A 23,704-nucleotide genomic window follows, 5' to 3' on the forward strand; every position below is an offset into this window, starting at 1 on the left:
TGCTAGAGGTTCTTGTGATTCCGACATTTGCTCAAGAGGGTGCGACTAAGAGATGCAAATGTTGGAATCGAACCGCTAGGAGAATGCGGCGGCCTTTTCCCGCAGCATGGCAATCATTGCGCTGCGCTTGGCCAGAAGCCCCTTGTAGGCCGCTTCTTCCGGCGTCATCGCCTCCAGTTGATCGGCAAGCGATGCCATCAGGGCTGCGCCATTCGCTTGCCTGGCCAGTGCGGTGATCGGATCGAGATAGATGCGGATGGTGAACAGGATGTCGCCGCTTGCCGGCAGCTTGCGCAGCGTCTGGCGTTCCACCCGCAGGAAGCAATCTTCCGGCGGCAGGTCCGGCAGTTTGCGTTCGCTCTTGGGCTTTGGGGTAAACAGCTGGTCGTTCCAGTTCACCGACCAGTTCATGCGCTTGACCGCCCTGTCCGGCGACAGCCGATCGAACATGCGGTTGATGAGATCCGCATTGCGGCTGGCCCCATCGAAACCCGGCACATCGGCATGTACCTCATCCATCACCCGCCCGAATTTTTCCTCCAGCGACCAGGAGGAGGGGAAAGCAACGAAGGCGGCGGCAATGCGCCAGCCGTCTTGCCCGCGCCGCATGATGACGAGATCGTCCTCGACCAGAAGCCCGGCCCGCACAAGCGGCGGTGTGTTTTCGTCTACAAGATCGACAGGCGCGCCACCCTCGGGACACAGGTTTTCTGCCTCCCGCCGGTAAAGATTCGGATAGCGGTCTGGCAGATAGGCGGCAAGCAGATCGAGCACTTCCGCCTGTGCCGATTGGGTCTCGGCTTCTGCCCGGAAAATCTCGGGATAGTGGGTGGAGAGCAGCGCACGTTTTTGTGCCAGATAGGCGGCCAGATCCGCATCGGGCTCGATCCAGTCGGCAAGGTCGAGCTGCGACAGGCCGATGGTGAACGGCGTCGAGGATCCGTCATAGGGGGTGTGGGTGAGGTTTCTCACTCCACCAGTTCCGCCGCGATCAGCCCGCGCAGCGAATTGCCGACAAACACCTTGCGATGTTTGAGATCGTCCGGCATCAGCACCTGCGACCGTGCCTTGCGCTCGCGGATCAGGTCGGCGCGCAGCACGCCCGGCAGCAGGCCTGAACTGAGAGGCGGCGTGAGCAACTGGCCGTCTTCGGCCTCGACGAAGAGATTGGTGATCGTGCCCTCGCACAGCTCGCCACGCTCGTTCAGCAGCAGAACCTCATCGGCCTCAGCCTTGGAAAACTCGGCGCGCGCAGCATCATAGGGGGCGCGCCGGGTGGTCTTGTGGCGAAACAGGCTGTCGTCGGAGGCAAGACGCTGGCCGGCAATGCGCAGCCGCCAGATCCGGCCCTCGGGCTCCGGCTCAAAGGGCGTGGTGGTGATGTCGATCTTGCCGCGATAGGTCATGGCAAGGCGCACGCGAAGCGGACCAGAGCCGCTGACGGCGGCCTTCAACTGCGCCTCCGCACCGTCCGGTTGGCGAAAGCCCAGCGCGTCTGCGGACCGGCTGAGCCGTCGCAGATGCTGGTCCAGCCGCAGGAAGCCGTCCTGCGGTTCCCAGCGCATGGTCTCGATCAGCAGGAAGTCGGCCGTCTGCTTGGCTGTCCTGCCTGCTGGCTTACTGCGAAGCGCGTTTTGAGTAGGCATTCGTCGTATTCCGCCTTTGCCGTCGAATCGAAGACAATTCCGCCGCCAACATTGAAGACTGCCCTGCCGCCGTTGAAAAGAGTGAGCGTGCGGATCGCCACTGAAAATCGCATGGGCCCTGCCGGATCGCAATAGCCGATGGCGCCGCAATAGATATCGCGCGGCCCGGTTTCTAATTCGCCCAGAATGCGCATGGCCCACATTTTCGGGGCGCCGGTGATGGAGCCGCAGGGAAACAGTGCCGACAGAATCTGCGGCAGGCCGATGCTGGGCAGGAGTTTTGCCCGCACATGGCTCACCATCTGGTGCACGGTCGGATAGGTCTCGATGGCAAACAGTTTCGGCACGGTGAGCGTGCCCACTTCAGAGATCACCGAGATATCATTGCGCAGCAGATCGACGATCATGCGGTTTTCGGCCTGCGTTTTTTCATCCGAGAGCATGGCGGCAATGATGGCCGCATCCTCCTGCGCGTCCGCGCCGCGTGGTGCCGTGCCTTTCATCGGGTGCGTCTCGATCACGCCCTCATTATCCACCTTGAAGAACAGTTCTGGCGAGCGCGACAGGATGATCGGCCCACCCAGATCAATCAGCGCGCCGTAATGCACCGGCTGGCGGGCTGTGAGTGACCAGAAGGCTGTGAGCGGATCGCCCTGCCAGCGGGCTGTTACCGGCATGGTCAGATTGGCCTGGTAGCAATCGCCGCGCCGCAGATGCGCATGCAGCCGGTCAAAGCGCGTGCGATAGGTTTCGAAATCCCAGCCCATTTCGACATCGGTGAGGAAGGGTGGCTTGCCATCGCTATCCGCAACCGTGGTTTCCACGGGGTTTGCCAGGGGATGGTCGCCTCTAGCAGGCGCATCGAAAATGCCCATGCAGACAAGCGGGGTTTCGCGATCCGGCACGATCAGCGGCGTCAGCTTCTCCTCGAAGACATGGCCTGCTTCATAGGAGAGATAGCCGGCAAGCCAGAGCCCGTCCTTGCGTGCCGCCTCCAGCCGCTCCAGCGCCGGCAGGATTTCCTCGGCCTTACGCGCCATGACGATTTCGCGCGGTCGGTCGAAGACAAGGCTCGTTCCTGCGCGGTCATCGCGGAAGAGGGCGTAGGGTGAATGAACTGACATGCCGTTGCAAAATTCCCGGTATCCTCCGCCCGCCGCTATATCCCAAGTCCGGGAGACGGCGGCGGGCATAGAGACGTTATACCCGATCCATGGCTTCCAGCTCGTCGATCAGGCCCTCAATCATCGAAAGCCCTTTCGACCAGAAGGCTGGATCGGTGGCATCAAGGCCGAAGGGGGCCAGTAACTCGGAATGGTGCTTGGTGCCGCCGGCCTTCAGAAGCTCGAAATACTTTTCCTGGAACCCTTCCTCGGCATTCTGGTAGACGGCATAGAGCGAGTTCACCAGGCAATCGCCAAAGGCATAGGCATAGACATAGAAGGGCGAGTGGATGAAGTGGGGGATATAGGTCCACCAGGTCTCATAGCCTTCCGAGATCCTGATGGCCGGCCCGAGGCTTTCGCCCTGGACCGAGAGCCACAGTTCGCCGATCTGTTCGGCGGTCAGTTCGCCTTCCTTGCGCGCCGTGTGCAGCTTGCGCTCGAAATCGTAAAAGGCGATCTGGCGCACGACCGTGTTGATCATGTCCTCCACCTTCTGGGCGAGCATTGCCTTGCGCTCGCGCCTGTCAGTGGTCTTTTCCAGAAGCGCGCGGAAGGTCAGCATTTCGCCGAAGACAGAGGCCGTTTCGGCCAGTGTCAACGGTGTCTGGCACATCAGAGCGCCCTGTCCGCCGGCCAAAACCTGATGCACGCCATGGCCCAGTTCATGGGCAAGCGTCATCACATCGCGCGGCTTGCCGAGATAGTTGACCAGCACGTAAGGATGGGCGGAGGGCACGGTCGGATGGGCAAAGGCACCCGGCGTCTTGCCAGTGCGGGCCGGCGCATCGATCCATTGTTCGTCAAAGAAGCGGCGAGCAATAGCGGCCATATCCGGCGCAAAGGCGCCATAGGCGGATAGAACCGTTTCCCTGGCATCTGCCCAGGGAATGAGGGCGGTCGGCGCTTCCGGCAGCGGCGCATTGCGGTCCCAGAAATTCATCTGTTCCATGCCCAGCCACTTTGCCTTCATCGCATAGTAGCGGTGCGACAGGCGCGGATAGGCCTGCTTGACGGCTGCCGCCAGCGCATCCACCACTTCGCGCTCGACCCGGTTCGACAGATGGCGGCCATCGGCAATATCCTCAAAGCCGCGCCAGCGATCGCCGATTTCCTTGTCCTTTGCCAGCGTATTGGTGATGAGGGTGAAGACGCGCAGATTGTCCTTGAAGGTTTTGGAGAGGGCCTTGGCGGCCTTGGCTCGCTTCTCTTCCTGCGGTTCCTGCAACAGGTTCAAGGTGCGTTCGAGCGGCAGAATCTCGCCGTCGATGTCGAAGCGCAACTCGGCCATGGTCTCATCAAACAGCCGGTTGAAGGCGGCCGCACTCGTCATCGACTTTTCGAGGAAAAGCTGTTCGAGCCTGTCATCCAGCTGATAGGGCTTGTCCTTGCGCAGGTCGAGAATCCAGGGCGCGTAATGGGCAGCCTTCGGATCGCTGGCAAGGCACGCATCGATCACGGCATCATCGATGCGGTTGAGTTCAAGCGCAAAGAACAGAAGATGGGTGGAGAGTTCCGTCAGCTTCGATTGCACGTCGCCATAGAACTTGCCATTGGCCGGATCGGACGTGTCGGAAAAATAGGTAAGGCCGGCAAACGAGCCGAGCCGTCCGACAAGATCATCGATCTCTTCATAGGCGGCGACGGCGGCACCAAGGCCATCCTGACCGGTCTTGCTGGCGGCTTGCGCCAGTTTGCCCTTGAAACGTGTCTCGAAAGAGCGCGATAGTTCCAATGCGCGTGCCATATCGGTGCGGAATTCATCGCCGTCCTTTGATGGGTAGAGATCGGCGAGACGCCAGATGGGAAGTTCGCCCAGAGCAGCGTCCTTTATGCCGTTCGCGGCACCTTCGGCGGTGGCATAGGCGATTGCTGGCATCGTGAAGGCTTGGCGGATTGTATCGGACACGGTCAAGGCAGGTCTCCCATCATCTTCTTTTGGCGCAAATCGGAGCGCTCAGGCTGTTTTCATCGGTCACGTTTAAAATGCAAGCATTTCTCAAAACGGGATGTTTAACCCCATCTGAGACAACAGTATCGAACGGTCCCGCCATGGGACATGAAGTTTGAGAATTCGGAGCAGACATGACGGCCCATATTCTTATTGTCGATGATGATCCCGTCCAGCGCCGCTTGCTGAAGAATGCCGTTGAGCGCTATGGCCATGCGGCCCATGTCGCGGAAAACGGTCGCATTGCGCTCGAATTCCTGAAGCGCAACCGGCGCCAGTTCAACGTCATCGTGCTTGACCTGATGATGCCGGAGCTTGACGGCCTCGGCTTCCTGCAGGCAGCCACCGAAATCGGCCTCGACATTCCCGTCATCGTGCAGACCGGACAGGGCGGCATAGAAACCGTGGTTCAGGCCATGCGCGCCGGTGCATTCGATTTCGTCGTCAAGCCGGTCTCGCCGGAGCGCATCGCGGCCTCGATTGCCAATGCGCTGAAGGTGGATTACCGCGACAGCAAAGTGAAGGCCGTCCGTAAGACGAAGGGCGCAGCCGTCAGCTTCGGTGATATCGTCTCGGCAAGCCCCGATATGCTGCGCGTCATCGATCTGGCGCATCGTGCTGCCCAGTCGCATATTCCCGTCGTTCTTGAAGGCGAATCGGGTGTCGGCAAGGAAATGATTGCCCGCGCCATCCAGGCCAGCGGCGAACGCGCCAACAAGCCGTTCATCACCGTCAATTGCGGCGCCATCCCGGCCAATCTCGTGGAAAGCATTCTCTTCGGCCACGAGAAGGGTGCCTTTACCGGTGCGACGGAACGCCATACCGGCAAGTTCATGGAAGCCGATGGCGGCACGCTGTTTCTCGACGAGATCGGTGATCTGCCGCTCGATGTGCAGGTGAAGCTGTTGCGTGCCGTGCAGCAGGGCGAAATCGAGACCGTCGGTGCCGGCAAGGTGCAGAAGGTCGATGTGCGCCTGATCTCGGCCACAAACAAGGATCTGATCGAAGAGGTGCGCGCCGGGCGTTTCCGCGAGGACCTCTATTATCGCCTCAACGTTTTCCCGATCACCATTCCGGCGCTGCGTCGTCGCAAGGAAGACATTCCGCATCTGGCACGCGTGTTCACCGAACGTTTTTCGGCCGAGCAAAAGCATGAGCGCCCCTTGCAGGTGGGAAGCGGCGCCATGGCGCTTCTGACCTCCTATGACTGGCCGGGCAATATCCGCCAGCTGGAAAACGCCATCTTCCGCGCCGTGGTTCTGGCAGAGGGCGGCGAGTTGACGGAAAAGGATTTCCCGCAGATCGCGGCACAGATCCCCGACTTCCAGAGTTCGGAACTGCTGGCGACGGTCGTTGTGCCGGTAGAGGACTATTCCACGCATGACGACGCCGAGCAGGCCATGTCCGATATGCTGCGCCAGGCGCGTGCGGAAGCGGCCCGGTCGATGTCGATGTTCGGCGCATCGGACAATGTCATCGTCAGCACCGACGAAACCGGCGAGGTTCGCAAGCTCGCCGACGTGGAAGAGGAACTGATCCGCTTCGCGCTGAAATTCTATCGCGGGCAGATGAGCCAGGTGGCGCGCAAGCTCGGCATCGGTCGCTCAACGCTGTATCGCAAGCTCAAGGATTACGGGATTGACCCCGACGACCCTTTGAAGGAGGCGGCGTGAACCCCGCGTCGCCTCCAAACCGATAAAATCATGCATTTATCTTCAGGCAAGGATGTTTCGTTACGAACCGTCAACCTTTCGGTAGGCTTTTGTTGACTATGAAAGAAGTGCTTGTGCGCATGTGGCAGATTTGCCATGGTGTCACCGCAATTCACGGTCATGTGAGGCAGCACCGGATGTTGTCTATCAGACGGGGAACGTTTTGCCGTATCAGTATGCAGATTCAACACCTTCGGGTGACAATGGACGGCGGCCGGTCGCACGCTTTTTGAGAACGGTGGTCAAGCGCGCCGCGGCAGCATTCCTGTCTCTGGCTCTCAGTGTGTCTGCGATTGCCGTTCCCGCAGCGCCTGCCTTGGCCGCTGGCGAAACCCGCAGCCTGAAACTTTATTTCGTCCATACCGGCGAACGCGCCGTAATCACCTTCAAGCGCAATGGTCGCTATGACCAGCAGGGTCTGCAACAGATTAACCGGTTTCTGCGCGACTGGCGTCGCAACGAACCGACGAAGATGGACCCGCGCCTTTTCGATCTGGTCTGGGAAGTCTATCGCCGCGCCGGTGGCAGCGATTACATCCATGTCGTCTCCGCCTATCGTTCTCCCACCACCAATGGTGCGCTTCGTTCGCGCACCAAGGGCGTGGCCAAGAATAGCCAGCACATGCTGGGCAAGGCCATGGACTTTTTCATTCCCGGCGTGAAGCTTGCCACCCTGCGCGGCATTGCCATGCAGATGCAGGTGGGTGGCGTCGGTTATTATCCGACCTCCGGTTCACCTTTCGTGCATCTGGATGTCGGCAGCGTGCGCGCCTGGCCGCGCATGTCGCGCCAGGAACTGGTTCAGCTTTTCCCCAATGGCAACACCATGCATCTGCCGGCTGACGGCAAGCCGCTGCCCGGCTATGAGCAGGCGGTTGCCGATTACAAGCGCCGCATCGGTGCCAATTCCATCCAGATCGCCGGAACGGCCGGCAATGCGCCGTCGTCTTCCTCCAGCCGCAAGCCGACAAACCTGATGGCCATGCTGTTTGGCGGTGGTGGTGACGAGGATGAGGATGCCGAAGCCATTGCAGCGCCGGCCGAAGTGCCAAGCCGCCCGGCAACCCGTGCCCCGGTTGCCGAAGAGCCCGCGGACGACGCGCCGGTGCAGGTGGCCGTTGCCGCGCCCGTGCGCCCCGAAATTGCCGCTGCGCCGGTTCGCCCGGAAATTGCTGCCGCAGCTGATGTTGCAGCACCCGTGCCGCTCAGCCGTCCCTCCTTCCGCCAGGATCCTGCCGTTGGCGGTCTGGCATCCGCCCTTTACTCGCCGCAGCGCAATGCGGCGCAGGAAGCGCTGGCCGCTGCCACCACAGTGACGCCGCTCGCAAGGCCGGCGCCTGAAGCCGAGACATTCGTCGATCTGGCCAGCATGACCATTCCTGTGCCGACGCTGCTTGGACCGCGTGGCATGAAGGGTGATGCAGAACCGTCCAATATCGTCACCGCCTCGCTGGGTGCGGCTGAGGAACAGGCGCTTCTGTCTGCTGTTCCGGTGCCGGCGCATCGTCCGGCAGCGGTGTTGGAGCATGTTGCCGAACCGGCAGTGCCAGCTCCTGCGCAATCTGCCATGACCAATGCCTCTGTCGCACCGCCAGTTCCCACTGCTGCGCCTGTCGTCGATCCGGAGCCGGAAAAGCAGTCTCTTACACCCGAGCTGATCGCCGAACTGGCGCGTGGGGCCGATTATAACCCGACGCCCATGCCAACGCCTACGCCCAAGCCGCAGACCAAGCCTTCTGCCCCGCAGCAGGTGGCTCTCGCCACCCCGGCTCAAGGTGGTTCGGGCACGATGGTGTTCAACGATGGTTTCGATATGCCAAAACCGGTGGCTGAGCCACAGGCAAAGACACAGCCGGCCCAGCCGCAGCGCGTGGTCAAGGGTGGCGCCGTGTCCAAGCTTGGCGGTCGCCCGGCCACGCCCGGCACCAAGGTGCTCACCGGTGACATGTTGGCCCAATGGGCTACGGCCACCAACCGCACGGATACGGTTGCCTCGATGAAGGCGCCGCGCATGGTTGCCCGCACCTTCACCAGCGACGGCGCGGCAGGCTATGGCGGCGGTTTCAAGCCGGTATCGCAGGCGGTGGCCGTCGATCCGAACCGGTTCAGCGGCGCCAATATCGTCAAGCCATAATCAGGCTTTGCGTCCAAACGGAAAAATGTCCGCCTGGTGGATAACCGGCGGGCATTTCTGTGTCTGGCTAAGATCGGAGGACGCTCAGGCTCGACCGATCGGATGATCTGGTCACCTATTCCCTGCGCGGTCACGGCCACCCCCATGTTCATGGCTGTTGCGGTCACGGCAATTGCGCAATACTGGCTGCGGCGAAGCCGTCGCCGGAAAGCGAGTGCTGTCTTGGAAGTCCAGACTGGGAAAGCCGATCGAATATCCGTGCTCATCGTGGAGGACGACGCGCCGACGCGCCAGCGCATCGCCGATGGACTTTCGGATGCGTCCGCCTTTGACGTATCGCAGGCCGGCACGCTGGCCGAGACGCATCGCTTGCTCGCGGCCGGTTATCCCAATGTGCTCTTGACGGATCTGCAATTGCCGGATGGCCATGGCATGGATCTCATCCGCGAGGTCCGCCAACGCTCGCAGGCGACGGAGATCATGGTCATCTCCATCCTGGGCGATGAAGAGAGCGTGATTTCCGCCATTCTTCTGGGGGCGAACGGCTATCTTCTGAAGGATGCGCTGCTGGCCGATATTGCCGACACCGTGCGCGATCTGATGCGCGGTCATTCGCCGATCTCTGCCTCTATTGCGAGGTTCATTGTCAAGAGGACCCAAGGGGCCAAGGATCCCGCTGCCCGGAGTGACCTCAACACCGCCAAACTGACCGCCCGTGAGATCGACATCCTTTGGGGCATTGCCAAAGGGTTCAGCTATAGTGATATCGCTGATTATCTGGGGATTTCGCGCCAGACCGTGCCGGGATATATCAAGAACATCTACCGCAAGCTGGAGGTCAATACCCGCGGCGAAGCGGTGTTCGAGGCGGTGCAGCAGGGCTTGATCAAGTTGTAGGCGAGAAGGTACTGCGTGATGGGCTGGGGGATCGCTCGACTGCAGGGCAAAATGGCGCGCATGCTTGCGTATCTGGCGCTGCAGCTGGCCATTATCGGGCTGTGTCTTCTGGCAAGGCAGGTCAGTCCACCACTTCCTCCCGCCGCGTTGAAGTTGCAGGGCGTGGAGTTGCAGGACGACACAGGACAATTCCATCCGGTGACATTGCCGGATTTCCGTCCAGTTCCGGTGGAGCCCCTGGGCGTCGCAGTTTATCGCGTGACCTTTGAACGCACGCCATCGCAAGACCTTACGCCCTGGGCGATTTTTGTCCCACGCTTTACCACCAGCCTGGAATTGTCGGTCAACGGGGTTGTGATCCACGATACCCGGCGAAACGTCCTCAACCGTCGGCCCGAACGCAATATTTCGGCGATGGCGACGATCCCGGCAAAGCTCCTGCAGGATGGCAAGAATGAACTGACGCTGCGCCTGCTGATCTGGGGCCCGCTCAGCGGTTATCTGGACAGCGTCTATGCCGGGCCGGAAGCGCAGCTGGCGCCGGTGCATGAACGACGTACACTGCTGTTTGAAACCTTGCCCTTGCTGATGATTGCCGGCCAGGCGACGCTTGGCGGAATCCTGGGGATGATCTGGCTCAGTCGTCGCAACGACCACAGCTATGGCCTGCTGGCACTGGCGATGCTGATTGGCTTCGCTCAGTATCTCGTGTCAATGCCGGCGCCGCCGCAGACTTTGGGACTGGTGGGGGCAGCCGTCGTCGCGCAGGCGCCTCTCATTCTGCATTTCATCGTCCGCTTTATCGGCAGGCAACCATCGCCCTGGCTGTTGTTGACCTTTCTTCCGCCCATCGCCATTGCAATGGCTGGCTTTTTGGGGCGCCATGATTTTCTGCGTTCGATCTTCCTGCCGCTGGGGCCGCCGGCCATCGGCGTCTGCATCATTCTTGTCTGCCTTCTGCTCGGGCGGGCGGCCCTGCAAGGCAATCGCAACGCCTTGATCCTGGGTATGGCATTTTCCGTCATGCTGGGCTGTGCCCTCAGTGATATTCTCACCTTTACCCGCATCATTCCCGGCGAGCGCCTGTTTATCGGCTGGTTGGGATATTGGGGGGTCCTGATGGTGATTGGCAGCTGGCTGACCTGGCGTTTTGTCCAGGCGCTCAACGATGCCGACAGCTTTGCCGACCGGCTGGTAAGGCAGGTGACGCAGGCCGAGGAAAAACTACGGGCCAACTTCGCACGCGAGGAGGAGCGCGCCCGCGCCGTGGCGCTTTCTCTGGAGCGCACGCGTCTGATGCGCGACCTTCACGATGGTCTGGGTGGGCAACTCGTCAGCATTGTCGCCCTTTCAGAACGATCCGGCGACACGACAAATTCGATTGGCGATGCGGCACGGGCGGCCCTGCGGGATTTGCGGCTGGTGATCGATGCCATGGAAGAAATCGACGGGGATCTGATGCTGGCGCTCGGCTCCTGGCGGGAGCGGATTTCGGGGCAGCTACGCGCTCATCGCATGAACCTTGGCTGGAGCGTCAGGACGCCGGGCGGGCTTCCGGTCTATCCCGGCCTTCGCCCTCGCCATGTCATCCAGCTGATCCGGCTGCTGGATGAGGCGGTAACCAATGCCATAAAGCATTCCAGCGCCACGACCGTGACGATAACGATCGAGACGCTCGCGGACGAATCCGGTGTGTCCCGTGGACATATCCGCGTCGATGACAATGGACATGGCTTTTCACCCGAAACCGAGCCCTTGACCACCAGTGGTCAGGGCAGGGGATTGCTGAACATGAAGAAGCGTGCGGCCCTGTGTGGCGTCGCCCTGTCGATCTCAAGTCAATCGACAGGGACGAGTGTGGCGCTCACCCTGCCGGATGACTTTCCCGAAGCGTTCCAGGCGAGTTGATAGGCTTGGCGGGTGGTCAGCGCACGCCAACCCTGTTGACCGGACCGCCGCGGTTTGCCGGTGTGCGGGCCACGCCGACGCCCGGCGCGCCAACACCTGGGGCGCCGACGCCTGGCACGCCCACACCGGGAACGCCGACGACACCCACGCCGGGCCGGGCAACGCAGCCGACCGGACGTCCCGGTGCGGTGCAATAGATCGTGGCGGCGACCGGCGGGCGCACGACGCATCCTTTCGGGACACCGACGGTCTTGCAATAGACCACGGCGGCAGCTGGCGCTGCGGCAAAAATCGGCAATGCCAGGACGGTAATATAGGTGAAGGCCAGTGCGGCCTTGAGGCCAGTTCGGCGGCTTTGCATGGCGCAATTCTCCAGAATGTTATGGACACCGACACGTGCCGGTCTGACCAGAGCATACGCCGGTCCAGAACCGCCACCACGCCATGAACATGGGGTATTGGCACGCCTCTGGCACAATTACTTCTGCCTATCGCCCGGTGTCGGACAAGGAGCAGATCGGCGGCCGCTCCCTTTGTCTCGCGACTTCCACTCAACCAGACAGGCAGGCCAGAAACACGATGGAAGGTTCAACAGCCCCCGACGGTGCCAGCACCACGCCCGCATCACCGATCGTTGATGTTGGCGATTGGATCTTGACCACGGAGCGGCTCCTGGACCGGTTTGAGGATGAGTTGCTGGACGCGGCACTGGCATTGCCGAACCTCAATCGGGATGTGCTGCGAGCCATCGACATTTCGGTTGCAACCGCGCCGCAGAGCCTGTTGCTTGCCATGCTTGCCGGGGGACTGGTCCTGCTGGCTTTCATGCTCAGTTTCTACAAGTTTGCACCGCGACGAGACGCGGCGGCGCTTGATCCCGTGCCTCTTCTGGCGGTTCTGAAACTGACCGGCTGGAGCCTTCTGCCTTTGCTGATTGCCACAGTCATCGGTCGGCTGGTCTCGGTGCGCTATCTCGATACGGTCCCGGCAGGAACCGGTTTTCCGCGCGACGTCGTCATCGCCATCATCTCCTGGCTGGCATCGATTACCTTTCTGGGTATCGCCCTGCGGCCGGGTATCGCGCAATTGCGACTTGTCTCGCTGGATGAGACGGGTGCCAGGAGAGGGCTGCGGCATGGGGCGGGAATCCTTGCCTTTGCCCAGGTGATGGCCTGTCTCTGGGCTGCGGCGGAACGCGCTGGCATGCCGCCAAATTCCATCAAGCTGCTGGCCATTGCCGGTGCTGTCTTGCTCTCGGCGCTGGTGTTTCGATTGCTGCATCTGTTGCGCCGCCATGGGTTGACGCCCCTTGTCCACTTTCTGGCTGGCTCGTGCGTGGTCGTCGGTGCCGCTCTGTGGGTCTGGGGTTGGCTGATGCAGCAGTTCGATCTCTATCAGGGGATCAAGGGAACGGTGATCGCGCTGCTGCTGGCCATGGCATTCGACCGGTCCATCGCGCTCACCATTGAGCTGTCGCGACGACCGGCCATGATGCGCCGTCTGTTCGTGCTTCGCGTGGTCGTCGATGCCCTGGGGGCCGTGGTCATCCTGCGGCTGATCGTTGAGTATTGGCTTGTCGGCACCTTCGCCGTCATTTCCGATAGGGACTGGCCGCTCTATTCCCGTCAGCTCAATTTCGCGCTGCTGGCCCTGTTTCTCGCTGCCGTTCTTGCTGCCGTGACCCATGCCTGGGTCGAGGCCCGCATGATGCCGAAAGAGGTATTGGCATTCGCCGAGGACGAAGACTTGCGCCGCGCACGGATGACCACGGTCCTGCCCATCGTCAAGGCCGGGTTGCTTGTCCTCATCGTCTCGGCCTTTTCCCTCGTCGCCCTCTCGGCTCTGGGTGTGGATACGACGCCGGTCATCGCCGGCGCCGGCATTCTGGGCCTGGCCGTCAGTCTTGGTTCGCAGGCCTTGGTCAAGGATGTGATCTCCGGCATTTTCTGGATGCTTGACGATGCATTCCGTCTGGGCGAGGAGATCGAAATCGATGGCACCCATGGACGGGTGGAGCAGATCCAGATCCGCAGTCTGCGGCTTCGCGATCCCGATGACAGGCTTCATACGATCCCCTACGGACAGATAGAGACGGTCGCCAGTCGTAGCCGTGGCCTCTTGCTGGCGCGGGTCAGCGTCTTGCTGAAGGAGCCGCCCGATGCCGTCCGGCAGGATCGCTTGCTGCGGCTGGCCGCGGCAACCTTGCGCAGCGATGCCAGCCTGCGCGAAGCGATCATCGGCAAGATCACTATCGGCCTCAACCCGGCTGCAGCGGATGGCCGGAATCTGGTGCTCAAATTCCATTTGTCGCGAACCAGTGCGGCCAATGCTCCCGCCCTGATCGACGCTCTTCTGGTTGAAGTCCTCGAAGCCTCCGGCTTTGGTCTCGTCGCTGGAGGCATCGTGGTGTCGCTGGAGGAAAGTCGCACGGTCCCGCACCCGCAGCCGGGCCAGCCGCAAGACCAGGGGCAGCCTGCATTGGCTCCGGCGCCGGACCCAACCCCATGAACATGGGATGGTTTCAATGACACGCCTGAAGGATTGTGCCGCCACCACGAGCCGGCGTCTTCGCCCCGCGCTCATTGGCGAGATGGATGGGTGGCATGTTCGAGCGCAAAAATGACGGGAGACAGAGGCAGAGGGCGAGTATCCTGCGGGCAGCCATCTCAGTACCTCGCAAGAGCGCATTGCTTGCTGTCTGCCTCTCTTCCATGGCGCTTGCCGGCTGCCAGAGCACGACGGAAGGTCTTTTGACGCCTGTTGCGGCAGATATCCAGCCGCAGCAAACGCGCACCATCCTGGCCGTCACCAACCGAAAGCCCGATACGGGCACGAGCCGGGGCCTTATCTTTGGCGGTGAACGCGACACGATGGTGCATTTCCTCAGCCTCACCATGTCCATGCCGCCTGGCCGAATTCCCGGAACCCTGCCGGTCAATCACGCAAAGCCCGATCCCAAGAAGGATATCACACTCGTGCGGGCCCATGATCTGGACTATCGCGACCTGAAGGCGCAGGTGGCCGCGCTGCCGAAGACCACCGGCAAGGCCAAGCCGCGCGCGCTGGTCTTCACCCACGGATACAACACGCAGTTTGACGAATCCGTCGTGCGCTTTGCGCAGATCGTCGATGATACCAAGTTCGAGGGCCTTCCCATTCTGTTCAGCTGGCCATCGCGCGGCGCGACCGCAGGCTATGGCTATGACAAGGATTCGGTCAATTACAGCCGCGATTCCATGCAGCAATTGCTATCCGCGCTGGCGGCAGAGCCCAATCTTGGGGGAATCGACATCTTTGCCCATTCCATGGGCGCCTGGCTGACGATGGAAACATTGCGGCAGATTGCGCTCTCCAAGGATGCAAAGACGCTTGATCGGATCGGCACCGTGGTGCTGGCCGCACCCGATATCGACTTCGACGTGTTTCGCACCCAGATCAGCCAGCTTGGCGCCCTGCGCGGACGGCTGACGGTCTATGTTTCCTCCAATGATCGTGCCTTGCAGATTTCGCGGCGATTGTTCGGTGGAAAGATCCGTACCGGCGAGACCACAGATCCCGCTCAGTTCCAGGCGCTCGGGATTGAGGCCCACGACATTTCCGCGGTCAAGGGCGGGCTCGGCAAGGACCATGGCAAGGCCTTTGGTGACGCCACGACGATTGCGGGTATCGGCCATGCGCTTGCCGCAGGCCCACAACGAACCATTCCGTCAGGTTTGGAAACGCTGATTCTGGCCGTTCCGCGGCTGGACAATGGCCTGCTGACCGCCTCCGCCCGGCAGCTCGCACCCTGATCGGAAACCCAACCTGGCGGATAGCTCGACCCACAAAGGAGATTGAAATGATCAAGGTTGCAGTTCCCGCTCTCGTTCTGCTGGCCAGCCTCACCATGGCCTCATCCGGTCATGCGCAGCAGGACGCGTTCATGAGCGCCGACAAGAATGCCGACACGATGCTCGATCAAAACGAGTTCAAGCTTTTTATCGACAGCATGGCCGCATCCGGCAAGCCTGTCGCCGTGAAGGTCAAGCAGGCCAAACGCTATGGCATGGCGTTTGGCCGCATCGACCAGGACAAGAACGGCCTGCTGACGCCTACCGAACTCAAGGCCCTGCAATAGATCCGTGATCGGCGAAAGATCTGCACGGATCCGGACAAGGGAAGGGTTGCCTCCATGAAAAGCTCAATCATCCGCATTGCCGCAGTTCTGCTCATTTCGGGCCTGTGCGGGCATGCCGGCGCGCAGGCACAGAAGCGCCAGCTGATCGTGGAGGCCCCGACCCTTACCGAGGTTACGCTCTATCTGGAAACGACAGGTACATTGCGGGCCGTCAACCAGATCGATCTGGTTGCGCGGGTATCGGGCACGCTGGAACAGATCAATTTCCGGGATGGTGACAGGGTGCGTGCCGGAGATGTGATCTTTGTCATCGAGCCTGAACCCTATCGCATTAGTCTTGCGGCGGCAGAGGCGGAATTGAAGCAGCAACAGGCCAACCTGCAGCAGGCAATTTCCAACGCTGCCCGCCAGGAAGGGCTTTCGGCAAAGCAGGCGGTATCGCAAAGCGCAAGTGAAACAGCCGAGGCACAGCGCCTTTCAGCGGAGGCGCAGGTGGAGGCGGCCAGGACCAAGGTGCGCAGCGCGCAACTGAACCTCAGCTATACCGAGGTGAAGGCGCCGTTCGATGGTACATTGTCAGCCCGCACTGCCGATATCGGTGCCTTCATCAACGCCGCTGCTTCTCCCAGGCTGTCATCCCTCATCGAGCCGGCCTTGCTCCATGTGCTCTTCTCGGCCAACGAAAAGCAGGTGATCGCTCTTCGCCGTGCACTGGCCGAGCGCCATCTCGATCTGAAGAGCGCTGGCACGATCCGCATAGAAATAGGCTTGCAGGATGAGGCCACTTTTCCCTATGGCGGGACGCTCGACTATATCGCGCCAGAAATCGACAGCACGACGGGCACCCTGACCCTGCGCGGCTTGGTCGAAAATCCCGGACGCCTGCTATCGCCGGGCATGTTTGCCCGTGTGCGCATTCCCATCGTGACACGCAGGGCACTCACCGTGCCGGAAACCGCTATCGGCAATTCGCAGGCGGGCCGCACACTCCAATTGGTCGATGCCGTCGGCACGGTTGCCATCACCAAAGTCACCCTGGGTGAAAAGGCATCCGACGGTCGCCGCGAGATTCTCAGCGGTCTGAAGGAGGGTGATCGCGTCATCGTCAAGGGCGGAGCAGGGCTGCGCGGCGGTGAAGCCGTCCAAGTGGTCGAGACGCTCGATCAACCCTGAACAATAGACATGGGGAGGCCGAGCGATGGCCAGGTTCTTTATCGATCGACCGGTGCTTGCAAATGTGATCGCGATCCTGACCGTCATTCTCGGTCTGGTGGCATTGATCGGCCTGCCTGTTGCCCAGTACCCCAATGTTGTGCCGCCCTCCGTTCAGGTGACAGCGCGCTATCCCGGCGCCAATGCCGAGACCATCGTGCAGGATGTGGCGCTGCCGATAGAGCAGAAGGTCAACGGCGTCGAAGGCATGCTCTACATGCAATCGACGGCGACCAGCGACGGCACCTATGCGCTGACCGTCACCTTCGCCATCGGCACCGATCCGGACGAGGCGCAGATTCTGGTGCAGAACCGCGTGGCGAGCGCGACCCCCTCGCTGCCGGATGCGGTCCAGGCGCAGGGCGTGCAGACCGCGAAGCGTTCGACGGCGATCCTGGCCATTGCAGCACTCACCTCGGACAATCCCGAGCATGACAGCCTGTTCATGACCAATTACGCGACCATCAATCTGGTCGATCAGATTGCCCGTGTGCCAGGTGTCGGCAGTGTTTCCGTCTTCGGTGCCGGCAGTTATGCGGTGCGCATCTGGATGGATCCAGCCCTGATGGCAGCCCGCGGCCTGATGCCCTCAGACGTCACCAATGCCATCCGCCAGCAGAGCCGCACCTCCTCGGCAGGCCAGCTTGGTCTGCCGCCGGTGCCGGAAGGCCGCGAGTTCCAGTACACGCTCAAACTTGATTCCAAGCTTGCCGATGTCGCATCCTTCGGGGACATTATCCTGCGCTCCAACGACAATGGCGACATTGTGCGGCTGAAGGATGTGGCGCGGGTAGAGCTGGGCGCCCAGCAATACAGCCAGGATTTCAGCCTCGATGGCAAGCCATCGGCAGGCCTTGCGCTGTTTTTGCTGCCCGATGCCAATGCGCTTGACGTGATCACGGCGGTCAAGGCGAAACTGGATAGGCTGTCTGCCGATTTCCCCGAGGGCATGCATCAATCCGTACCATTCGACACGACCCTGTTCGTCGAAGCGGCCATCGATGATGTCTACCATACGCTGGTGGAGGCGGCTTTCCTTGTGCTGTTCGTCATCCTTGTCTTCCTGCAGGATTGGCGCGCCACGCTGGTGCCGGCAACGACGGTGCCCGTCACCATCGTCGGTGCCTTTGGAGCGCTCGCCCTGTTCGGCTTTTCGGTCAATCTGTCCACCCTGTTTGCCATTATTCTGGCCATCGGCATCGTGGTCGATGACGCTATCGTCGTGGTGGAGGCTGCCGCGCGCCATATGGAGGAGGGCAAGACACCGCGGGAAGCGGCCGCCCTTGCCATGGATGAGTTGATGGGGCCGATCATCGGCATCACGCACGTGTTGCTGGCGGTGTTCCTGCCTGCGTCCTTCCTGGCGGGCCTAAGCGGCGAAATGTACCGCCAGTTTTCCCTTGTCATCGCGGCCACCGCCCTGATCAGCGCCATCAACGCGGTCACATTGAAGCCGACGCAATGCGCCCTTTGGCTGCGCCCCCAGGCGCCTGACCGGCGCAAGAACCTGTTTTATCGCGGCTTCAATGCTGGCTATGATGCCGTCGAGCGGGTCTATGCGCAAATGGTCCGGGTCATGACGCGGTTCAGCATCATGATCTCGCTCGCGACGCTGCTTCTCGTCGGCCTGTCGGTCTCTATGCTTGCGCGCGTACCGACGGCTTTCCTGCCGGTCGAGGATCAAGGCTATTTCCTCGTCTCGGTGCAATTGCCGGAAGGTGCCTCGCTGGAGCGAACCCGTCTTGCGCTGCATGACACACGCAAGCGTCTTGAAACGCTCGATGCGGTCGAAACCACCGTTGCGATCAGCGGCCTGTCGGCACTCAACAACAATGCCAGCCTCTCCAATGCCGGCGTGCTCTATGTGATCCTCAAGGACTGGAGCCTGCGCCAGAAGGGAGACGACCTGTTGTCGCTCTATACGTCCATGCGTGCGCTGACGGCAAATCTCCCCGATGGGCAGGCACTGGTTCTGCCGCCGCCGCCCATTCAGGGCATTGGCAATGCGGCGGGTTTTGCCATGCAGATTCAGGCCCGTGACGGCGCCTTCGATTATGCCGCACTGGAGGCGGTGGCCGCCGATGTCGCCCGCGCCGCCGCGGCAAATCCTGTGTTTCGCGAGGCCATCAGCCCGTTTCGCGCCGACGCCCCGCAGTTTTCGGTGGTGATAGACCGCATCAAGGCTCAGCGCGCGGCTGTCGATGTGGGAAGTGCCTATGATACCGTCAGCCAGTATATCGGCTCGGCCTATACCGGCCAGATCAACCTGTTCGGCCGTGTCTTCCAGGTCTATGCTCAGGCCGATGCTTCGCAGCGTGTCGAGGTGGGGGATCTCGAGCGTATCATGCTGCGCAACAGTGCCGGCCAGATGGTGCCCCTCGGCTCTATCGCCGACATCAAAGCTGAGACCGGGCCTGCTTTGATCAGTCTCTACAATCTCTATCCGTCGGCCCAGATCATTGGTTCGCAGGCGCCCGGCTATTCCACGGGCCAGGCGCTCGATGCGCTGGACGGTTTCACCCAGGCGCTCTTGCCGCATAACTATGGCCGCGAATGGACGGCTGTTTCCTATCAGGAGCGGGAGCTCGGCGGGCAGATCTATCTCGTCTACGGCCTTAGCCTGTTGCTGGTCTATTTCGTGCTCGCGGGCCAGTATGAGAGCTGGTATGCGCCCATTGGTGTGATCGCGACCGTGCCGCTCGCGCTGATCGGTACGGCGGCCACGCTGCTCTTGGCGCAGGCTGCGGTCAATCTCTACACCCAGATCGGCCTTGTGCTTCTGATCGCGCTCTCGGCCAAGAATGCGATCCTCATCGTGGAAACGGCTCGGGACCTGAGATTGCGTCAGGGTTTTTCCGTTGTGGATGCCGCTGTGAAGGCCGCGATCACCCGATTGCGACCCATCCTGATGACGTCGATCGCCTTCATCCTGGGCGTCGTGCCGCTGGTTTTGCAAACGGGTGCCGGAGCCAGCGCACAGAAATCCATCGGCATCGCCGTCCTGACCGGCATGATCGGCTCGACATGCCTCACGGTCGTCTTCGTGCCGTCCCTGTTCGTGGTTCTGCAAAGGATGGAGGAGTGGTGGAAACGTTGATGCGGCGGGTGCCGCGCAATCTGTCTTGCTGCACCTTATCCGCGCCAGCCTGCCGCCAAGCTGCTGCGCACATTCCATGAGAATGATGGTCTTCTGGCAGCTCTCGTGATTCCGACATTTGCACGCAAGGAATTCGTTGCGGGATGCAAATGTCGGAATCGAACCTGTGGCTGAGCGGGCCGGAAGGCCTATTCCATGCCGAGTGCAGCCATGTAGGTTTGCAGGATTGTTTCTTCCTCGAGACGCTCATTGGCGTCCTTCTTGCGCAGGCGGATGATCGTCTTCATCGCCTTGGTATCGTAGCCACGGCCCTTGGCCTCGCCGAACACATCCTTGATGTCGTCGGCAATGGTCTGCTTTTCCTCTTCCAGGCGCTCGATCCGCTCGATGAACTGGCGAAGTTCGGCGGCCGCTACGTTGACTTCCCCGCTCGTTGCCACTTCTTCCATGGGTCGTTCCTTTTGCTTGGCCTTGGCACCTGCCGTGCTTTGCCGGCAGTGGTGGCCATATTGGTTGGTTGACGATGAACAGCTCTTGAGAGGCCTTCCGGGGGAGGACCTCGTTGAGGGTTTCACCTGCCGCGAAGTGCCGGCAAGGTCAAGGCGTTTTCAGGTGCCCGCTTTCATTTGTGCGGGTTGTTGAGGGCGAATGCGGCTTTTTGAGCGTCGCTGGCTTCGCCCTGGTACAGTTTCTTCCAGTCCTCATAGGGCATGCCATAGACCATCTCGCGCGAGGCATCCTTGCTGATGGCAAGCCCTGCTTGCTCACCGGCTTCCCGATACCAGTTGGACAGGCAATTGCGGCAGAAGCCGGCCAGATTCATCAGGTCGATATTCTCGACATCATGCCGATCCCGCAAGTGCTGCACCAGCCGGCGAAAGGCGGCAGCTTCCAGTGCAATACGCTGGTCCTCGGTCAGTTCTGGCATCTCGGTCAAGGCTTGTCTCCCGATGGTCAGGCCTGCGGCGGATAAGGGCCGGTGCGTGACGGATGGATTTTGTAGTCATGCAGGGCCGGATCGGCGTTGAGGGCTGCGAAAATCGGTACCAGCCGCTCGGTCCAGGCGGCAATGCCATCTGCGTCGCCGATCAGATCCTGTCGCACTTCCAAAAGCGCATGCGGCAGGCCACCGATCATGCAGTGCCGGTACATGGTATCGTTCTTCAGCGCCCCGTCATAGGGCTCGTTATCGCCGATCAGAATATCGCCGGGTTGGCTCAGATGATCGATCAGCGGGCGGACGGCGCGCTCGTCGCTATCCCACAGAACGGCGGCATGCCAGGGGCGGGCCACGCCCTTCCAGGCCGGTGTATAGGAATGCAGCGAAAGCACCAGCGGCGCCTTGCCGCTTGCTTTTGCCACGGCCGCAATTTCCTGCGCGACGGCCTGGTGATAGGGGCGGTGAAAGGTTTCCAGACGGTACTGCCATTCGGCCGGGGTGATCGGATGATTGCCGGGAATGATGGCGCCGTCGGAGATCTTCATGATCAGCGTCGGATCGTCTTCCCCACGGTTCGGATCGATCAGCAGGCGCGAGAAGCAGGAGATGACGGCCGGCACTTGAAGCCGTGCGGCCAGCGCCCGCGTCAGCGCCTCTATGCCGATATCATAGGCGATATGGCGGGAAAATGCCGTTTCATCCAGGCCCAGCGTGCCATAGGCCGCCGGCAGACGGTTCATTGCGTGATCACCCAGAAGCACCATGCCCCTGTCACGAAGGCCGGGTATCACTTCATGGGAATTGAATGCCTGCATTGCCATCCGCTTGCCGAATTCGTTGTGTTTGTGATGTTCCTGTTCGCATGTGGCCGAAGCTTGCGCAAGCAGAGCCTGCGGTATGTCAACCGGTGGTCAAGTGATTATAATCGATTAGATTTCATTGACTTTCAGGTGACGGCAAGCGAAGACAGTGCACAAGATCTCTCATGGAGTCCCGACGGAAGCCGTGTCGAAAAGCATAATATCCTATCTCTCGCCGAGATTGATCCCCGCGCTCGCCTTTGCCATGGCCAGTGCGCCCTTCATGTTGTTTGCCGATGTGGCGCATGCCGATTTTCGGGTCTGCAACGGCACCCAGAACCTTGTCGGGGTGGCCATCGGCTACCGTGCCGGCGATGGCTGGATTTCCGAAGGCTGGTGGCAGGTTCCCGCCTCCAGCTGTGCGACATTGATTGAAGGCGAATTGCAGTCTCGCTATTATTATCTCTATGCGGAGGATGCCGCACGCGGCGGCCGCTGGACCGGCGACGTCAACATGTGCGTGGCCGAAAACGAGTTCAAGATCACCGGCGTCGAGGACTGCTTTGCCCGCGGTTACCAGCGCATGGGATTCAAGGAATATGATACGGGCCGTCAGGGCAGCTGGATGGTCCAGCTATCCGACACACCAGGCACGCAGGAAGGCCAGAACTGATGAAGCGCAATCGCAAAGTGAAGATCCTCGCAACCCTCGGACCGGCCTCCTCCGACGAGGCGATGATCGAGAAGCTGCACCAGGCGGGCGCGGATCTGTTCCGCATCAATATGAGCCATGCCAGCCATGACGTGATGCGCACGCTGATTCAGCGCATCCGCTCCGTCGAGGCGCGCTGTGGCCGCCCGATTGGCATCCTCGCCGATCTGCAGGGCCCGAAGCTGCGCGTCGGCAAGTTCGCCAATACCAAGGTGACACTGGCGCCTGGCCAGACCTTTACCCTCGACAATAACGAGGCGCCCGGCGACGAAAACCGCGTATTCCTGCCGCATCCGGAAATCCTGGAATCGGTGAAGCCCGGCGATCGCCTGCTGATCGACGATGGTAAGCTGCACCTGCGCGCCGAACAGTGCGACGGTAAGAGCATCGTCTGCACCGTGGTCTCGGGCACTGCGATTTCCGATCGCAAGGGTGTGAGCCTGCCCGATACGCTGCTCGCCGTTGGTGTGCTGACCGATAAGGACCGGCTCGATCTCGATGCCGTCCTGGAGACGAACGAGGTTGACTGGGTGGCGCTTTCCTTCGTGCAGCGCCCGGAAGATCTGGTGGAAGTGCGCAAGATTTCCGGCGGCCGCGTTGGCCTGATGTCGAAGATCGAAAAGCCGCAGGCCATCGAGCGTATCGAGGAAATCATCGAGCTTTCCGACGCGCTGATGGTGGCCCGTGGTGACCTTGGCGTGGAAATGCCGCTCGAAGCGGTTCCTGGTCTGCAGAAGCAGCTGACGCGCGCATGCCGCCGCGCCGGCAAGCCTGTGGTGGTTGCCACCCAGATGCTCGAATCGATGATTACGGCGGCTGTGCCCACACGCGCCGAAGTCTCTGACGTTGCCACCGCCGTGTTTGAAGGCGCCGATGCGATCATGCTGTCGGCCGAATCGGCTTCCGGCCAGTATCCGGTGGAAGCGGTCTCCACCATGGCCTCGATTGCCAGCACCGTGGAGAAGGATCCTTACTACTCCAACATCATCTACGCGCAGCGCCCGCAGCCGGAAGCCACCGGCGCCGATGCGATTTCGCTGGCGGCCCGCCAGATTGCCGAAACGCTGCAGCTTTCGGCAATCGTCACCTACACCTCGTCCGGCACGACAGGCCTTCGCGCCGCGCGTGAGCGTCCGCAGGTGCCGATCATTGCGCTGTCGCCGATCGTGCAGACGGCCCGCCGCCTGTCTGTCTGCTGGGGCCTGCACTGCGTGGTGGCCGAAGAGCCGAGCGATCTCGACGACATGGTCAACAAGGCCTGCCGCATCGTTGCCTCGGAAGAATTCGGCAAGCCGGGCGACCGGATCATCATCTCGGCAGGTGTGCCGCTCGGCACGCCGGGCGCCACGAATATGCTGCGCATCGCCTATATCGGCCCGGACGGCCAGTCGGGCGTCTGAGCGGTTTGAAGATAG

Annotated in this window: 19 protein-coding genes; 11 read left to right on the forward strand and 8 right to left on the reverse strand. The window is 61.3% G+C overall.

Annotation, left to right across the window (positions count from 1 at the left end; all coding sequences use genetic code 11):
• Positions 1 to 75: 75 nt before the first annotated feature.
• From E8M77_RS15700 to E8M77_RS15715, 4 genes are all read right to left on the reverse strand, one after another.
• Positions 76 to 972: a DUF3445 domain-containing protein gene (locus E8M77_RS15700; protein WP_137131567.1), complete on the reverse strand. Its 897-nt coding sequence runs from the start codon at positions 970 to 972 to the stop codon at positions 76 to 78.
• Entirely contained in the window at positions 969 to 1,646 is a 678-nt protein-coding gene (locus E8M77_RS15705) for an aminotransferase class IV family protein (protein ID WP_137131568.1), read from the reverse strand. Before E8M77_RS15705 ends, E8M77_RS15700 begins: the two co-directional genes overlap by 4 nt.
• Positions 1,574 to 2,770 (reverse strand): aminodeoxychorismate synthase component I, encoded by a 1,197-nt coding sequence (locus E8M77_RS15710; RefSeq protein WP_137131569.1) that lies wholly within the window; start codon positions 2,768 to 2,770, stop codon positions 1,574 to 1,576. The genes E8M77_RS15705 and E8M77_RS15710 overlap by 73 nt, the downstream gene beginning before the upstream one ends.
• A 76-nt stretch (positions 2,771 to 2,846) precedes the next feature.
• Positions 2,847 to 4,688, reverse strand: coding sequence for a M3 family oligoendopeptidase (locus E8M77_RS15715; RefSeq protein WP_137131781.1), 1,842 nt, complete (start codon positions 4,686 to 4,688; stop codon positions 2,847 to 2,849).
• 206 nt (positions 4,689 to 4,894) lie between these two features.
• On the opposite strand from E8M77_RS15715, the gene E8M77_RS15720 reads away from it, so the two are divergent.
• From E8M77_RS15720 to E8M77_RS15735, 4 genes are all read left to right on the forward strand, one after another.
• Complete coding sequence (locus E8M77_RS15720; protein WP_137131570.1) at positions 4,895 to 6,433, forward strand: sigma-54 dependent transcriptional regulator; 1,539 nt, start codon at positions 4,895 to 4,897, stop codon at positions 6,431 to 6,433.
• A 277-nt stretch (positions 6,434 to 6,710) separates the two neighbouring features.
• Positions 6,711 to 8,606, forward strand: a complete 1,896-nt coding sequence (locus tag E8M77_RS15725) for a DUF882 domain-containing protein (protein ID WP_246659283.1) — start codon at positions 6,711 to 6,713, stop codon at positions 8,604 to 8,606.
• A 144-nt stretch (positions 8,607 to 8,750) separates the two neighbouring features.
• The gene (locus tag E8M77_RS15730) at positions 8,751 to 9,503 is read left to right on the forward strand and encodes a response regulator transcription factor (protein WP_246659284.1); all 753 of its coding nucleotides are present in this window, start codon (positions 8,751 to 8,753) and stop codon (positions 9,501 to 9,503) included.
• A gap of 51 nt (positions 9,504 to 9,554) precedes the next feature.
• Positions 9,555 to 11,411 carry an ATP-binding protein gene (locus tag E8M77_RS15735; protein WP_170975896.1) on the forward strand — a complete coding sequence of 619 codons (1,857 nt, stop codon included), beginning with the start codon at positions 9,555 to 9,557 and terminating at the stop codon, positions 11,409 to 11,411.
• Between the two features lie 16 nt (positions 11,412 to 11,427).
• On the opposite strand, the gene E8M77_RS24075 is transcribed toward E8M77_RS15735, so the two are convergent.
• Entirely contained in the window at positions 11,428 to 11,772 is a 345-nt protein-coding gene (locus E8M77_RS24075) for a hypothetical protein (RefSeq protein ID WP_246659285.1), read from the reverse strand.
• Between the two features lie 218 nt (positions 11,773 to 11,990).
• Here E8M77_RS24075 and E8M77_RS15745 point away from each other — a divergent pair, with 218 nt between their 5' ends.
• From E8M77_RS15745 to E8M77_RS15765, 5 genes are all read left to right on the forward strand, one after another.
• A complete protein-coding gene (locus E8M77_RS15745) occupies positions 11,991 to 13,919 on the forward strand; it encodes a mechanosensitive ion channel domain-containing protein (protein ID WP_170975897.1) in 1,929 nt (642 codons plus the stop codon).
• Between the two features lie 95 nt (positions 13,920 to 14,014).
• On the forward strand, positions 14,015 to 15,202 hold the full coding sequence (locus tag E8M77_RS15750; protein WP_170975898.1) for an alpha/beta fold hydrolase: 1,188 nt from the start codon (positions 14,015 to 14,017) through the stop codon (positions 15,200 to 15,202).
• A gap of 47 nt (positions 15,203 to 15,249) precedes the next feature.
• Entirely contained in the window at positions 15,250 to 15,528 is a 279-nt protein-coding gene (locus tag E8M77_RS15755) for an EF-hand domain-containing protein (RefSeq protein WP_137131574.1), read from the forward strand.
• A gap of 54 nt (positions 15,529 to 15,582) precedes the next feature.
• Positions 15,583 to 16,701 carry an efflux RND transporter periplasmic adaptor subunit gene (locus E8M77_RS15760; RefSeq protein ID WP_137131575.1) on the forward strand — a complete coding sequence of 373 codons (1,119 nt, stop codon included), beginning with the start codon at positions 15,583 to 15,585 and terminating at the stop codon, positions 16,699 to 16,701.
• 25 nt (positions 16,702 to 16,726) lie between these two features.
• Positions 16,727 to 19,837 carry an efflux RND transporter permease subunit gene (locus E8M77_RS15765; protein WP_137131576.1) on the forward strand — a complete coding sequence of 1,037 codons (3,111 nt, stop codon included), beginning with the start codon at positions 16,727 to 16,729 and terminating at the stop codon, positions 19,835 to 19,837.
• A gap of 188 nt (positions 19,838 to 20,025) precedes the next feature.
• Here E8M77_RS15765 and E8M77_RS15770 read toward each other — a convergent pair whose 3' ends face one another.
• The 3 genes from E8M77_RS15770 to E8M77_RS15780 form a co-directional block, all read right to left on the reverse strand.
• On the reverse strand, positions 20,026 to 20,286 hold the full coding sequence (locus E8M77_RS15770; protein ID WP_137131577.1) for a DUF2312 domain-containing protein: 261 nt from the start codon (positions 20,284 to 20,286) through the stop codon (positions 20,026 to 20,028).
• Between the two features lie 173 nt (positions 20,287 to 20,459).
• Positions 20,460 to 20,765, reverse strand: coding sequence for a DUF1244 domain-containing protein (locus tag E8M77_RS15775; protein ID WP_137131784.1), 306 nt, complete (start codon positions 20,763 to 20,765; stop codon positions 20,460 to 20,462).
• 26 nt (positions 20,766 to 20,791) lie between these two features.
• Complete coding sequence (locus E8M77_RS15780; RefSeq protein ID WP_137131578.1) at positions 20,792 to 21,592, reverse strand: N-formylglutamate amidohydrolase; 801 nt, start codon at positions 21,590 to 21,592, stop codon at positions 20,792 to 20,794.
• A gap of 226 nt (positions 21,593 to 21,818) precedes the next feature.
• On the opposite strand from E8M77_RS15780, the gene E8M77_RS15785 reads away from it, so the two are divergent.
• Both E8M77_RS15785 and pyk read left to right on the forward strand, forming a co-directional pair.
• Positions 21,819 to 22,250, forward strand: a complete 432-nt coding sequence (locus E8M77_RS15785) for a DUF1036 domain-containing protein (RefSeq protein ID WP_348639909.1) — start codon at positions 21,819 to 21,821, stop codon at positions 22,248 to 22,250.
• On the forward strand, positions 22,250 to 23,689 hold the full coding sequence (gene pyk / locus E8M77_RS15790) for a pyruvate kinase (protein ID WP_137131579.1): 1,440 nt from the start codon (positions 22,250 to 22,252) through the stop codon (positions 23,687 to 23,689). The genes E8M77_RS15785 and pyk overlap by 1 nt, the downstream gene beginning before the upstream one ends.
• The last annotated feature ends 15 nt before the right edge of the window (positions 23,690 to 23,704 follow it).

Origin of the sequence: Rhizobium sp. FY34, assembly GCF_005222845.1 — a bacterium.
Lineage (GTDB): Bacteria > Pseudomonadota > Alphaproteobacteria > Rhizobiales > Rhizobiaceae > Neorhizobium.

Excerpts from the sequence above, each read along its gene's own strand:
- E8M77_RS15705 (WP_137131568.1), bottom strand. The coding sequence starts at position 1,646 with ATGCCTACTCAAAACGCGCTTCGCAGTAAGCCAGCAGGCAGGACAGCC.
- E8M77_RS15710 (WP_137131569.1), bottom strand. The coding sequence starts at position 2,770 with ATGTCAGTTCATTCACCCTACGCCCTCTTCCGCGATGACCGCGCAGGA.
- E8M77_RS15715 (WP_137131781.1), bottom strand. The coding sequence starts at position 4,688 with ATGCCAGCAATCGCCTATGCCACCGCCGAAGGTGCCGCGAACGGCATA.
- E8M77_RS15720 (WP_137131570.1), top strand. The coding sequence starts at position 4,895 with ATGACGGCCCATATTCTTATTGTCGATGATGATCCCGTCCAGCGCCGC.
- E8M77_RS15730 (WP_246659284.1), top strand. The coding sequence starts at position 8,751 with ATGTTCATGGCTGTTGCGGTCACGGCAATTGCGCAATACTGGCTGCGG.
- E8M77_RS15735 (WP_170975896.1), top strand. The coding sequence starts at position 9,555 with ATGGCGCGCATGCTTGCGTATCTGGCGCTGCAGCTGGCCATTATCGGG.
- E8M77_RS24075 (WP_246659285.1), bottom strand. The coding sequence starts at position 11,772 with ATGCAAAGCCGCCGAACTGGCCTCAAGGCCGCACTGGCCTTCACCTAT.
- E8M77_RS15745 (WP_170975897.1), top strand. The coding sequence starts at position 11,991 with ATGGAAGGTTCAACAGCCCCCGACGGTGCCAGCACCACGCCCGCATCA.
- E8M77_RS15750 (WP_170975898.1), top strand. The coding sequence starts at position 14,015 with ATGTTCGAGCGCAAAAATGACGGGAGACAGAGGCAGAGGGCGAGTATC.
- E8M77_RS15755 (WP_137131574.1), top strand. The coding sequence starts at position 15,250 with ATGATCAAGGTTGCAGTTCCCGCTCTCGTTCTGCTGGCCAGCCTCACC.
- E8M77_RS15760 (WP_137131575.1), top strand. The coding sequence starts at position 15,583 with ATGAAAAGCTCAATCATCCGCATTGCCGCAGTTCTGCTCATTTCGGGC.
- E8M77_RS15765 (WP_137131576.1), top strand. The coding sequence starts at position 16,727 with ATGGCCAGGTTCTTTATCGATCGACCGGTGCTTGCAAATGTGATCGCG.
- E8M77_RS15770 (WP_137131577.1), bottom strand. The coding sequence starts at position 20,286 with ATGGAAGAAGTGGCAACGAGCGGGGAAGTCAACGTAGCGGCCGCCGAA.
- E8M77_RS15775 (WP_137131784.1), bottom strand. The coding sequence starts at position 20,765 with ATGCCAGAACTGACCGAGGACCAGCGTATTGCACTGGAAGCTGCCGCC.
- E8M77_RS15780 (WP_137131578.1), bottom strand. The coding sequence starts at position 21,592 with ATGCAGGCATTCAATTCCCATGAAGTGATACCCGGCCTTCGTGACAGG.
- pyk (WP_137131579.1), top strand. The coding sequence starts at position 22,250 with ATGAAGCGCAATCGCAAAGTGAAGATCCTCGCAACCCTCGGACCGGCC.